The sequence below is a fragment of the Bradyrhizobium sp. SZCCT0148 genome (assembly GCF_018129985.1).
GTDB lineage: Bacteria > Pseudomonadota > Alphaproteobacteria > Rhizobiales > Xanthobacteraceae > Bradyrhizobium > Bradyrhizobium japonicum_H.
In genome coordinates, this window is sequence record NZ_JAFCKT010000002.1 from 93019 (window position 1) to 105752 (window position 12734).

Consider the following 12734-nt stretch of genomic DNA (forward strand, 5'->3'; position numbering starts at 1 on the left):
CCATTTGGTCGCGCCGTGACCTAGCGCGAGCGTCGCACTGAAATCGGCCTTCGCCTTGGCGACATCGCCAAGCTTCTCGTAGGCCAGTCCGCGATTGACATAGGCATTCGCGTAGCCGGGATCCACGCGTATTGTCTCGGTGTAGTCAGCGATGGCCCGCTCGTGGTCGCCCTTCTTGCCGTAGGCATTGCCACGGTTGAAATAGGCGTTCGCATTCGTGGGCTGCAGTCGGATCGCTCCGGCATAATCGGCAATGGCGCGGTCCAGGTCGCCTTTGTTGCTGTAGGCGTTGCCGCGGTTGTATACGCGTTCGCATAGGCCGGATCGATCCGGATCGTCGCGGTGTAGTCCGCGATGGCCCGATCCCTGTCGCCTTTGTTGCTGTAACCGTTGCCCCGATTGTAGTAGGCGTCCGCGTGGGTCGGATCGAGCCGGATCGTCGCGGTATAGTCGGCTATGGCGCGATCCGTGTCGCCGCTGGCGGCATAGGCATTGCCACGATCGTAATACGCACTGGCGTCGTTGGGATTTCGCCTGACGGCCTCGGAGGCGGTGGTAACAGCGGCGTTCACCTCGCCTTTGATGCGGTCATTGGCATCTGCGGGCCCGGCGAGAATGAGAAGTGCAAAGCAATGGAATAATCTGCGAAGCATGCGACAGCCCACGCGCAATATCGGGGACGGGAAGCAGTATTAAGCGACGCAAATTTATTGGAGCAACCCGCCCGGCTGTGTGATCTAAATCACAAAAATTGCAGCCGCGGGCCATCGGCAGCCGCGGCATGCAATCCGAATGCTCACGCGGCTGGCCGGATCAGGCCCGCCCCGCCATCGCAGCGGCTTCTGCTGCAGCGCGCTGCATGCTGGTCGACATCTCGTTCGTCACCGTGCTCTGCTCCTCGATGGCTGCGGCGGTCGACGTCACGTACTCGCTGACATTGTTGATCGCCTGCTTAATCGAACTGAGCGCGCCGACGACGTCGCCCGAGATCTGGTTGAGGCTGCCGATCTCCTGACCGATCTTGTCGGTCGCCTGCTTAGCCTGGTTGGCGAGGCCCTTCACCTCGGAGGCGACGACAGCGAAGCCGCGGCCGGCCTCGCCGGCGCGGGCGGATTCGATCGTGGCGTTGAGCGCGAGCAGATTGATCTGACCGGTGATGTTGCTGATCATCTCGACGATGCCGCTCATCGCCTGCGCGGCGTCGGTGAGGCGTTGGGCCTGCGCGTCGGCAGAGGAAACCTGCTCCACGGCGCCGGCCGCCGTCTCGCGTGACTTCGTCATGGCCTCGGAGATTTCGCGAACGGAGGCGTTCAGCTCTTCCGAGCCGGCAGCGACCGATTCCATCATGGCGCGGACGCGCTCATTGCCCATGCGGACCAGCACCTGTTTCGTGACGTCCGTGGCATATTTGACGACCTTGAACGGCTTGCCATTGAGATCGAGGATCGGGTTGTAGGAGGCCTGAATGTAAATCTCCTTGCCGCCCTTGCCGATGCGCTTGTATTCGGCCGCCTGATATTCACCGCGGTTGAGCGCAGCCCAGAACTCGCGATAGGCGGCACCGTCGCGCTCGCCGGGCTCGACGAACATGCTGTGGTGCTTGCCCTTGATCTCAGCCAGCGAATAGCCGAGCGCACCGAGGAAATTGGCATTGGCGGTGAGGATCGTGCCATCCATGTGAAACTCGATCACGGCCTGGGCCTTGTCGATCGCCGCGATCTGGCCGGCGAGATCTGCGTTCTTCAGTTTCTCCGCCGTGACGTCGGTGGCGAACTTGACCACGCCGAAGGGCTTCCCGGTATCGTCCATCACGGGGTTGTAGCTCGCCAGGATCCAGACCTCCTTGCCGCCCTTGCCGATGCGCTTGAACTCGCCGGCCTGGACCTCACCACGGTTAAGTTTCTGCCAGAATTCACGATACGCCGCGCTGTCCCGCTCTGCCTGGGGGATGAAGAGGCTGTGATGCTTGCCTTCGATCTCGGCCAGCGAATAACCGAGCGCACCGCAGAAGTTCTGGTTGGCGGAGACGATGGTGCCATCCAGCTTGAACTCGATGACGGCCTGGGCCCGGTTGATGGCGGCAATCTTGGACGCATCGGCCATGCTGCGAAGCTTCTTCGCCGTGATCTCGGTTGCGATCTTGATCACCTTGACCGGCTTGCCGTCATTGCCGAGCACCGGATTGTAGGACGCTTCGATCCAGATCTCACCACCGCCACTCGCGATGCGCTTGAACTCGGCCGCCTGGAATTCGCCGCGGCGCAGGGCAGCCCAGAACGCCTGGTACTCGGCGCCGTCACGCTGATCGACCGGCACGAACATGGAGTGGTGCTTGCCCTGGATCTGCTCGAGGCGGTATCCAAGTGCGTCCAGGAAGTTCTTGTTGGCTGTGATGATCGAGCCGTCCATGTTGAACTCGATCAAGGCCTGCGAGCGGCCGATCGCATCGATCTGAGCCTGAGCATCGCCGTGGGATTTGCGACCGAACATTTCTCTTGCTCCAAAATTGACATGTCGCTCGCGGTGCATTCGCCCGAAGCGCCCTCAGCATTCGTTGTGTCGCCGGATGTCGTACGGTCGGAAGTCTTACCCGCACGCATCCGCGCTCAGGAGCAAGTACATGACTAGAATTATCAGAGTATTTGTCCGATCGAAGACACAACAGCCGGATTTTGCCAGCGCGATTAACCTGACAACGACGCGCGTCCACCTCCGCAGTGCCGCGGGCCTTGAACTGCAAAGGCCGCGCTAAGATCGCTATCGGTATTCGGCAACGCCGCCGGGCGGCGGATCATCTGCGGGCGAACAGGACGAACTCGCACCTGTGCGAAGCTGCTCAGGCATTTTGTCGCAGTGCCAGCAATTCGGTGCAGCTGCATGCTTCGGCGGAGATCGCCGACGCCGCCGGTCGTTCCGTGCAATCTCCAATTGGTAGCGCGAAGATTCGGATTCGGTAGTTTGATCTTTTTAGGATGCTGATGTGAGCGCCGTCTCCTACCTTGACCGCTATTCGCTGCTTCGGTCGCACGACGGCGAGTTCGCGCGCGACCGCCTGTTCGCAGTGTATGGCGCCGATCGATTCGAGACGCATGACCGCGAGTTCGGTATCCATGCCAATCTAGTTCGCTTGAGTTCGATCGGCCTCGCCTTCTGCGCCTACGATGGTGCAGCGTCACTGTCCTTTCCGGATTCGCAGATCCTTCGCCAGTTCTTCTCCATCCAGGGAGCTGCGGACTTCAGCACCAAAGGACGTCGCCAGCCGATCGAGGCCTGGAGCCCGATGATCCCCGGCGACGCCAGGCTCGATCTCGACTTCGCGCCGGGCTACCGGCAACTCGTGCTGAGGATGGATGCCGCCGTGCTCGAGCGTCTGGCGAAGAGCCTGGTTGGCGACGACAGCAGCACGAAGCTGCGCTTCGTCGACGGCAAGGCCGATTCCGCCATGATGGCGCAGGTGCGCCAGGACGTCTTCAGATTTGCCGAGGAGCTGGAACGGTTCGGACAGGATTACGCGCCCATCGCCATCGCCGAGCTCGAACGGGCGCTGATGGTGCGAATTCTTCTGGCGCACCCGCACAGCTTCACGAATCGGCTGCATCGCACGCCGCCTGGCGCCAATCGGACCTTGGTCGACCTCGTGGAGTCCTACGTGGCGGCGCATTGGGACGAGCCGCTCGATCTGGAAAAGATCGCCGAGATCGCCAATGTGAGCGTGCGGACGATCTTCCGCGAATTCTCCGATGCCGGACGGGGATCACCCGGCCAGTTCGCGCGGCGCATTCGGCTCGATCGCGCAGCGGAGCTGTTGCGACGACCCGACGAGCAAACCAGCGTGCTGGCCGTGGCGTTCAAATGCGGCTTCCAAAATCTCGGCCGCTTCGCATCCGAATATCGTCGGGCCATCGGCGAGCTGCCGTCCGAGACTTTGAAGAATGCGAGACGCAGGCAGTAAGAGACCCATGCGCTTGCCGGCTGCGCCGCGCTGCGAATGAGCGATGCGTCGCCTTGAATGGCGCGGCAGCTGGATAGGCTCTCAACCCCTCCCCATCGCCGCGATCGCGTCCGCGATCTCGATCGTGCGCCGCGCCATGTCGGCGTGCAGGCGCTCCACCATCGCACCATCGAGACGAATCGCGCCGCGCGAGACGTTCTCCGGCAGTTCGAACGCCGCGATGATTTTTCGGGCGCGCGCGACTTCCTCTTCGGGCGGGGTGAAGATCGCGTTGCAGGCGTCGATCTGCGAAGGGTGGATCAGCGTCTTGCCGTCGAAACCGAGATCGCGGCCTTGCGCGCATTCGGTGGCAAACCCGTCGGGATTGGCGATGTCGCTGTAGGGGCCGTCGAGGATTTCGAGGCCATGAGCGCGCGTCGCCAGGATGCAATGGGTGATCATCGGGATCATCGCGGCACGGCCCGGCAGCATCCTGATCCGCGTCTCGCGCGAGATGTCGTTCGGGCCGAACACGAAACCCGACAAGCGCCGCGTTGCATCGCGCCCCGCTGCGGCCAGCTCTTCGGCGTGCAGCACGGCGCGCGCGGTCTCGATCATGGCCCAGACCTTCACGGTCGGCGCGGCGTCAAGCTCGGCGAGCTTCCGGCCGATCGTGTCGAGATCTTCGATGCTTGAAACTTTTGGAACCAGGATGCCGTCGGGCGAGGCCTTGGCAGCCATCGCGACGTCATCGGCCCACCAGGGCGTGTCGAGGCCGTTGGTACGGATCAGGATCTCGCGCTTGCCGAACCCCTTGGCGGCGATGGCCGCCGCGACTCCATCGCGCGCTGCAGCTTTGGCGTCGGGGGCGACGGAATCTTCCAGATCCAGGATGAGGCCGTCGGCAGCGAGATTGCGCGCCTTTTCCAGCGCGCGGGGATTGGAGCCGGGCATGAACAAATGGCTGCGGCGCGGGCGGATCATGCAAGCGTTCCTTCCGGTTTTCTCAAACGGGCTTCACCGGAGCCGATAACATCTGGCCTGCCTGTTCGAAAGGCTTGTTCGCCTTGGCGGTATATGATTAGGCATAGCCATGATGACATTCCCAAAGCATTTGCTGGAAGGCTATCAGGCCTTCGCCACCCAGCGGCTGCCGACCGAGCAGAGCCGCTACCGCGACCTGTCGGTGAAGGGGCAGTCGCCGGAAGTGATGGTGATCGGCTGCTGCGACAGCCGCGTCTCGCCCGAGGTGATCTTCGACGTCGGCCCGGGCGAATTGTTCGTGGTCCGCAACATCGCCAATCTGGTGCCGGTGTATCAGCCGGACGGCAATGCGCATGGCGTCTCGGCCGCGCTGGAATATGCGGTGACGGTGCTGAAGGTGAAGCACATCGTGGTGCTCGGCCACGCCCAGTGCGGCGGCATCCGCGCCTTCGTCGATAAGATCGAGCCGCTGACGCCCGGCGACTTCATCGGCAAATGGATGCAGATGTTCATCAAGCCCGGCGAAGTGGTCGAACAGCGCGACCACGAGACCATGGCGCAATTCGTCGAGCGCATCGAGAAGGCCGCGGTGTTCCGTAGCCTGGAAAATTTGATGACGTTCCCGTTCGTTCGCAAGGCGGTCGACAGCGGCCAGATGCAGACCCACGGCGCCTATTTCGGCGTCGCGGAGGGATCGCTGTTCGTGCTGGACAAGACCAGCAAGGAATTCAAGAACGCGCGCAGCGTGGCATAGGCCTGCGTCGGCTCGGCTTGAATTCGTAGGGTGGGAAGGCGCAACGCGCCGCGCCCACCATCTTTACCGATCGAAAAAACACAGGTGGTGGGCACGCTTCGTTTTGCCCACCCGTCCGAGACGGCCGCGTCAGGCCGCCTTTTTCTTCGCGCTGATCAGCTTGCGGTTGATCAGGACTTCCGCGATCTGGATCGCGTTGAGAGCTGCGCCCTTGCGGAGGTTGTCGGACACGCACCACAGCACGAGGCCGTTCTCCACCGTCGCGTCCTCGCGGATGCGGCTGATGTAGGTGGCGTCCTCGCCGGCCGCTTCGTACGGCGTGGCGTAGCCACCGGGCTCGTGCTTGTCGATGACGAGGCAGCCGGGCGACTTGCGCAGGATGTCGCGCGCTTCATCCGCGCTGATCGGATTTTCGAACTCGATGTTGACGGCTTCGGAGTGGCCGACGAACACCGGCACGCGCACGCAGGTGGCGGAGAGCTTGATCTTGGAATCAAGGATCTTCTTGGTCTCCGCCATCATCTTCCACTCTTCCTTGGTGTAGCCGTCCTCCATGAAGACGTCGATCTGGGGGATGATGTTGAAGGCGATGCGCGCGGGAAACTTCTTATTGACGATTTCGCTGTTGGTGTAGACGGCCTTGGTCTGCGAGAACAGCTCGTCCATCGCGTCCTTGCCGGCGCCCGACACCGATTGATAGGTCGAGACCACGACACGCTTGATCGTCGCCTTGTCGTGCAGCGGCTTCAGCGCGACCACGAGCTGCGCGGTCGAGCAGTTCGGGTTGGCGATGATGTTCTTCTTCTTGAACCCGGCCGTCGCATCCGCATTCACTTCGGGAACGATCAGCGGCACATCCGGGTCCATGCGCCAAGCCGAGGAATTGTCGATCACGACAGCGCCGGCGGCGCCGATCTTCGGCGACCATTCCTTCGACACCTCGCCGCCGGCCGACATCAGGCAGATGTCGACGTCGGAGAAGTCGTAATGCTCGAGCGCCTTGCACTTCAGGGTCCGGTCGCCATAGGAGACCTCGACGCCGACGCTGCGGCGTGAGGCCAGGGCCACGACCTCGTCCGCGGGAAATTTGCGCTCATCGAGAATGTTGAGCATTTCCCGTCCGACATTGCCGGTCGCGCCGACGACTGCGACTTTGTAACCCATCGTTCACTCTCCGATGAAATAGCCCGTTCCCGAAGCTGACGCTTAAACAGGAAGAGCAGCGCTTCTATGCGAGAACCAGCCGCAAGACAACGTTGGACCATCCTTGAAGGCCGTGGATGCAGTCGCTCGAGGCCAGCACGGCCGCAATCCCCACCCGGACCAGTCTCTATCTGACGCTGGCAGCCTTCGCCGACGAGGTGGTCGGTACGCTGGCGCGCCTGATTGCCTATGTGGGGACGCTGGCCTTGTTTGCCATCCTCGCCCTCGCGGCGCTCGGCCAGCTGCCCGAACTGCACGACGACGAGCCGGCGCTGCGGCCGGGCTGGAGCACGGCCGACCGCTCGCACCCGGCCTTCGCCCTGAGCCGGATCGATTCATCAGAAAAAACAGCCTCTTATACCATCCTTCGGCATCCCGAAGGCGGCCGCAAGGACGTCATGCGCTGGACGAGTGCGGCAGACCAGCCGCTGGCCGAGCTCGAAATCTATCGCGAAGGGGGCGAATTCGACGTGGCTCGTCCTGTCGCGATGGACCTCGCCGCCCTGATGGGCCTCGGGGCGGCCACCCCGCTCGAGCAAGCCGGCCTGGTCGAGACGAAATTCGGCCCCGTCGCGCTGTTCCGGCCGACCGGCACGGACAAGAATTCGCCGGCCTGCCTCGGCTACCTCAAGCGCAACGAGGAGCCGGGCTTGCAGATCTCCGGCTTCTCCTGCCAGGGCGATACGATCCCCGCCCGGCGTGCGGCGATCGCCTGCACGCTGAACCGGCTGACGCTGCTGACCTCGGGCAACGAGCCGAAGCTGGCGGAATTGTTCGCGCGGGCCGAGCTGAAGCGCCGGGCCTGCGACCTTGCGGGCTCGCCGGACTGGCTGCTGGGCGCGGCGAATGCGCAATTGCGCGGGGCGCTTTGACTTACGTCAAGCTCCTGCATCAAGCTCAAGTGGCTGGTATTGATGCAACTTTTGCCTGCGGGCACGATTATTCCAAGCCGGTGTGACCCAATAGACCTAGTTGCGCGCACCCCGGCCGGGCTAGTATGGGGATGAAATCGACTGGCGGCCTGCCGCCTGAAGGGGACGTGATGAGCTCGAAATTCTCTGCCAAATTGGCGACCATGCTTGCAGCGGGCGCCGTGATTGCAACGTCCCTCGTGACGCCCGCCTCGGCCGACAACAAGACCAAGCGCTATGACGACCGTGGCCGGCACTATTACGGCCCGAGCGGCCCCAACACCGTCTACCAGCAGGGCCGAACCCGTATCTATGTCAGCAAGCGCTCATGGCTCGACGGCGGCACGGAGGTCAATCCGGGCGACCGCAAGTTCTCCGATTACGCCTTTCCGCCGGCCGTGGGCTATCCGTCGTTCGCCCGCGAGAATCTGAACCGCCCGATCGACCGTCAGCCGCTCTCGCCGCCGCATGACGTCGGTGGTTACCCGCAGAATTTCCCGCTGTACTGAGCGGCGTCATCGACCGAATCAAAATGGCCGGGCTCGCGCCCGGCCATTTTTTGCGGGTTACCCGCAGGCTCTCGATCGCAACGAATGCGTGGGCACGCTTCCGCCTTCGAGCTCCGGCGGACGGGTCGCTATTCGCACCCTGCAAGACCGGTCGTTCAAGCGAGATTCGCCTTACGCGTTCGCCGCCGGATCATAACGCCTGCAGAACTCCTCGATCGCTTCGGAGCGGAAATCGGCGAGGCGCTCGAAGACGAGCTCATCCGGCCAATCCCACCACGCGATGCGGCGCAGGCTGTCCGCGACGGAATCAGGGAAACGCTTGCGGATGGGGCGCGCGGGAACGCCGCCGACGATCGTGTAGGGCTCGACGTCGCGGCTGACGACCGCGCCTGCCGCGATCACCGCGCCGTCGCCGACAGTCACGCCGGGCAGCAGGATGGCGGCGTGTCCGATCCAGACATCATTGCCGACGATGACGCGGTCGCCGCGACGGTCCGCGAAGAAGTCACGGTCACGCGTCACGCCCGTTTCGTAGTATTCCGGGCAATAGGTGAAGCGATGCTGCGACGGCCGGCCCATCGGATGATTGGGCGCACCGATCCGCACCGAATTGGCGATGGCCGTGAACTTGCCGATTTGCGCGTCGGCGACCTCGCAATTCTCGCCGAGATAGGAGTAGTCGCCGAGCGAGGCATATTCGATGCGGGTGTTGCCGAGAATTTCGCAGCGCCGCCCGATCTGCGCCTCGCGCTGGCGCACCGTGTCATGGATGAAGGTTTCCGCGATCTTGGGCCGGGGCGTGTCCATGATTTAGCTCCGGGAGCAGGGGCCGTAAGGTGGGCAAAGGCGTGAAGCGCCGTGCCCACCATCTCTATCCAACAATCAGGAAGTGGTGGGCACGCTTGCGCTTTGCCCAGCCTGCAAAAAGCCGTGCAAACCTCACGCGTGCAGCTTCTGCAATTCATTCAGGATCGCTTCGCCCATCTGCGTGGTCGAGGCGGCCGTGGTGCCCTCCGACTTGATGTCGGCGGTGCGCAGGCCGCTGGCGAGCACCGCGGCGATCGCGGCATCGACCTTGTCGGCGAGCGCGCCCATGTCGAAGGAATAGCGCAGCGCCATGCCAAAGGACGAGATCATCGCGATCGGATTGGCGAGGCCCCGGCCGGCGATATCAGGCGCCGAGCCGTGCACGGGCTCGTACAGCGCCTTGCGCTTCTTGCTCTTCACATCGACCTCGCCGAGCGAGGCCGACGGCAGCATGCCGAGCGAGCCCGTCAGCATCGCGGCGATGTCGGACAGCATGTCGCCGAACAGGTTGTCGGTGACGATGACGTCGAACTGCTTCGGCGCCTTCACCAGCATCATGCCGCCGGAATCGGCGAGCTGATGCTCGAGCGTGACGTCGGGGTATTCGCGCTCGTGGACCTGGGTCATGACCTCGTTCCAGAGCACGCCCGACTTCATGACGTTGCGCTTCTCCATCGACGTCACCTTGTTCTTGCGCTTCCGCGCAAGTTCGAAGGCGACGCGGCCGATGCGCTCGATCTCATAGGTGTCGTAGACCTGGGTATCGATGGCGCGCTTCTGGCCGTTGCCGAGATCGGTGATGGTCTTGGGTTCGCCGAAATAGACGCCGCCGGTGAGCTCGCGCACGATCATGATGTCGAGGCCTTCGACCGCCTCACGCTTCAGGCTCGAAGCGTCCGCCAGCGCCGGATAGCACACGGCGGGGCGGAGGTTGGCGAACAAAGCCAGATCCTTGCGCAGGCGCAGCAGGCCGGCTTCCGGGCGAACCTCGTAGGGCACCGCATCCCACTTCGGACCGCCGACCGCGCCGAAGATGATGGCATCGGCGGCGAGCGCCTTGGCCATGTCGCCCTCGGAGATCGAGACCTTGTGCGCATCATAGGCGGAGCCGCCGACGAGGCCGGTGTCGGTCTCGAACTTGGCGATCCCGGCCGAATTGAGCCAGTCGATCAGCCGCTTCACCTCGCCCATCACCTCGGGGCCGATACCGTCGCCGGGAAGCAGCAGCAGTTTGTGGGTCGCCATGGTCGTTCTTCCTCCGTTTCGTCATGGCCGGCATAGCCGGCCTAAGGACGGCGTCGCTTCCGCTCGCCTATGTCCCGGCCATCCACGTCTTGCCTTGGGTGCAGAGAACGTGGATTCCCGGCACAAGGCCGGGCATGACGGCATCTCGTGAATTTCGGCCGGATTGCTAGAGCGGCGTTGCGTGCTTGGCAAGACACCATTGCCGCGCCGCGGCTGTGCAAGCCGGGCGGGGCCTGCCACAGTGCAGGCTGCCGGAGTATCCCTTGCACGCCCCTGATCGCCCCCCGCCCGACGCACATCCTGCGCGGCTGATCCTGACCCTGTCGCTGGCGGCGACGGTGGGGCTGGGAATCGGCCGCTTTGCCTATGCCCTGGTGCTGCCGGACATGCGGGATGACCTCGGCTGGTCCTACTCGGCAGCCGGATTCATGAACACCATCAACGCCGTCGGCTATCTCGTCGGCGCGCTGGTGGCCTCGCGCCTGATCCAGCGCGTCGGCTGGTCCGCGGCGATCCGCGGCGGGACCCTGGCCTGCGTGGCCGCGCTCGCGACCTGTGCGCTGACGGGAGATTTCGTCGCGCTGAGCCTGGCGCGCCTCGTGCTGGGTCTCGGGGCCGCGGCCGGGTTCGTTGCCGGTGGCGCGCTCGCGGCGACCATCGCCCAGTCGCGACCCGAGCGGGCCAATTTCCTGCTCAGCCTGTTCTATGCCGGGCCGGGCATCGGCATTCTGTCCTCCGGGCTGATCGCCCCGTTCACGCTGCAATATTTCGGCCCGGGCTCATGGTGGATCGTCTGGTGGGCGCTGACGCTGCTGTCCATCGCGATGACCATCCCGCTGTTCCTGATCCGCATCGAGAGCAGCGTCCGCTTCTCCGAAGGCAGCCACGCGTCGTTCGCGGTACTCCCCGTGCTGATCTATCTCGCCGGCTACTTCCTGTTCGGCGCCGGCTACATCGCCTACATGACCTTCATGATCGCCTATGTGCGCGACGGCGGCGGTGGAGCCACGGCACAGGCGGCGTTCTGGGGGCTGATCGGCCTGTCCGCCTTCGTCACACCCTGGGCCTGGCGCGGCGTGCTGGCGCTGGATCGCGGCGGATTGGCCACCGCCATCATCCTCGGCACCAACGCACTGGGTGCGGCGCTGCCGATGCTCGGGCATTCGCCGGCGTGGCTCGCGGTCTCGGCGATCGTGTTCGGCGTCGCCTTCTTCGCCGTGGTCGGTTCGACCACCGCCTTCGTCCGCTTCAACTATCCACCTGCGATGTGGCCGACCGCAATCGCGGCAATGACGATCTCGTTCGGCGTCGGCCAGACGCTGGGGCCGATCGTGGTCGGCGCGATCACCGACGCGCTGGGGAGCTTGAGCTACGCGCTCAACGTCTCGGCGGCATTACTGGCGCTGGGGGCGGTCGCGGCGTTATGCCAGCGCAAGGTGGGGCCGGCCAAGCAATCGGTGCCGTAGGTGGCAAAGGCGCACTTGTGCGGTGCCCGCCATCTCTCTCGAACCGCTCAAATGCGTGGGCACGCTTTGCTTTGCCCACCCTACGTAATGACGACAGCGGTGCTAACTGCCGCTGAACGAATTATACCCCTGGTCTTCCCAATAGCCGCCCTTGTAGTCGTTGGTGACTTCCATCGAGACGACGTATTTCGGGTTCTTGAAGCCGAGCTTTGTCGGCACGCGGATCTTCATCGGGAAGCCGTAGGCGCGCGGCAGAATTTCGTTGGCATATTTGAACGTCATCTGGGTCTGCGGATGCAGGGCGGAGCGCATGTCGAGCGGCGAATTGTAGCCGTCCTTGTCGGCGCACTGGAACCAGACGTATTTGGCGCGCGTGTCGGCGCCGATCAGCTTGAGGAAATCGCGCAAGGGCGTGCCGGTCCAGCTGCCGATCGCGCTCCAGCCCTCGACGCAGATGTGGCGGGTGATCTGCGAGACCTGCGGCAGCTTATACAGTTCTTCCAGCGTCCACGACTTCTTGTTGTCGACAAGGCCGCGCACTTCGAGCTTCCAGTCCGCAGCCGAGACGTCAGGCGCATCGTCGAGTTCGTAATAGGCGTTGAACGGAAACGGCTTCGTAATCGCGCTTTCGGGAAAGGTCGGCGCCAGCGCGTCTGGATTGAAGATGAAGGCCTGCACCGCGTCGTTGAATTTCGAGATCCGGGCCAGCATGTTTTCAGCCGAGGACGAATCGACCACGTCGCAGCCGGTGAGCAGCGTCAGCGCGCCCAGGCTGGCGCCGCCCGCGATGAAGCGGCGGCGGGTGACGTCGGGCATGGTCTTGATGGAGTCCTTGATCAAGAGCCGCTTGTCGACGCCGGGGATCAGGAATGAACGCTTGGCCATGTTATCCTCACATATCTACTTTGAGCATGATCTTGTCGG

Annotated in this window: 11 protein-coding genes and 2 pseudogenes; 5 read left to right on the top strand and 8 right to left on the bottom strand. The window is 63.7% G+C overall.

Features of this window, described 5'->3' with window-relative positions; translation table 11 throughout:
* Positions 1–39: 39 nt before the first annotated feature.
* The 3 genes and pseudogenes from JQ580_RS34085 to JQ580_RS08860 all read right to left on the bottom strand — a co-directional run.
* Positions 40–291: pseudogene (locus JQ580_RS34085) on the bottom strand (tetratricopeptide repeat protein); the annotation flags it as partial.
* Positions 292–326: 35 nt separating this feature from the next.
* A pseudogene (locus JQ580_RS34295) lies at positions 327–653 on the bottom strand (tetratricopeptide repeat protein); the annotation flags it as partial.
* A 160-nt stretch (positions 654–813) separates the two neighbouring features.
* Positions 814–2490 carry a methyl-accepting chemotaxis protein gene (locus JQ580_RS08860; RefSeq protein WP_212279423.1) on the bottom strand — a complete coding sequence of 559 codons (1677 nt, stop codon included), beginning with the start codon at positions 2488–2490 and terminating at the stop codon, positions 814–816.
* Positions 2491–2980: 490 nt separating this feature from the next.
* Here JQ580_RS08860 and JQ580_RS08865 point away from each other — a divergent pair, with 490 nt between their 5' ends.
* Positions 2981–3952: an AraC family transcriptional regulator gene (locus JQ580_RS08865; protein ID WP_212279425.1), complete on the top strand. Its 972-nt coding sequence runs from the start codon at positions 2981–2983 to the stop codon at positions 3950–3952.
* A gap of 81 nt (positions 3953–4033) precedes the next feature.
* Here JQ580_RS08865 and JQ580_RS08870 read toward each other — a convergent pair whose 3' ends face one another.
* Positions 4034–4915 (bottom strand): HpcH/HpaI aldolase/citrate lyase family protein, encoded by an 882-nt coding sequence (locus tag JQ580_RS08870; protein WP_212279427.1) that lies wholly within the window; start codon positions 4913–4915, stop codon positions 4034–4036.
* 109 nt (positions 4916–5024) lie between these two features.
* Here JQ580_RS08870 and JQ580_RS08875 point away from each other — a divergent pair, with 109 nt between their 5' ends.
* On the top strand, positions 5025–5669 hold the full coding sequence (locus JQ580_RS08875) for a carbonic anhydrase (RefSeq protein ID WP_212279429.1): 645 nt from the start codon (positions 5025–5027) through the stop codon (positions 5667–5669).
* A 129-nt stretch (positions 5670–5798) separates the two neighbouring features.
* Here JQ580_RS08875 and JQ580_RS08880 read toward each other — a convergent pair whose 3' ends face one another.
* Entirely contained in the window at positions 5799–6833 is a 1035-nt protein-coding gene (locus JQ580_RS08880; RefSeq protein ID WP_106947163.1) for an aspartate-semialdehyde dehydrogenase, read from the bottom strand.
* Between the two features lie 116 nt (positions 6834–6949).
* Here JQ580_RS08880 and JQ580_RS08885 point away from each other — a divergent pair, with 116 nt between their 5' ends.
* Positions 6950–7744 (top strand): hypothetical protein, encoded by a 795-nt coding sequence (locus JQ580_RS08885; RefSeq protein WP_212279430.1) that lies wholly within the window; start codon positions 6950–6952, stop codon positions 7742–7744.
* Positions 7745–7869: 125 nt separating this feature from the next.
* Complete coding sequence (locus JQ580_RS08890) at positions 7870–8292, top strand: hypothetical protein (RefSeq protein ID WP_249134066.1); 423 nt, start codon at positions 7870–7872, stop codon at positions 8290–8292.
* Between the two features lie 171 nt (positions 8293–8463).
* On the opposite strand, the gene JQ580_RS08895 is transcribed toward JQ580_RS08890, so the two are convergent.
* Both JQ580_RS08895 and leuB read right to left on the bottom strand, forming a co-directional pair.
* Positions 8464–9099, bottom strand: a complete 636-nt coding sequence (locus tag JQ580_RS08895) for a DapH/DapD/GlmU-related protein (protein WP_212279431.1) — start codon at positions 9097–9099, stop codon at positions 8464–8466.
* A gap of 132 nt (positions 9100–9231) precedes the next feature.
* Complete coding sequence (gene leuB / locus JQ580_RS08900; protein WP_212279433.1) at positions 9232–10344, bottom strand: 3-isopropylmalate dehydrogenase; 1113 nt, start codon at positions 10342–10344, stop codon at positions 9232–9234.
* 263 nt (positions 10345–10607) lie between these two features.
* On the opposite strand from leuB, the gene JQ580_RS08905 reads away from it, so the two are divergent.
* Positions 10608–11810: a YbfB/YjiJ family MFS transporter gene (locus JQ580_RS08905; RefSeq protein ID WP_212279435.1), complete on the top strand. Its 1203-nt coding sequence runs from the start codon at positions 10608–10610 to the stop codon at positions 11808–11810.
* A gap of 102 nt (positions 11811–11912) precedes the next feature.
* Here the strand turns inward: JQ580_RS08905 and JQ580_RS08910 are convergent, their stop codons facing one another.
* Positions 11913–12695: a molybdopterin-binding protein gene (locus tag JQ580_RS08910; RefSeq protein ID WP_212279437.1), complete on the bottom strand. Its 783-nt coding sequence runs from the start codon at positions 12693–12695 to the stop codon at positions 11913–11915.
* Positions 12696–12734 lie beyond the last annotated feature (39 nt).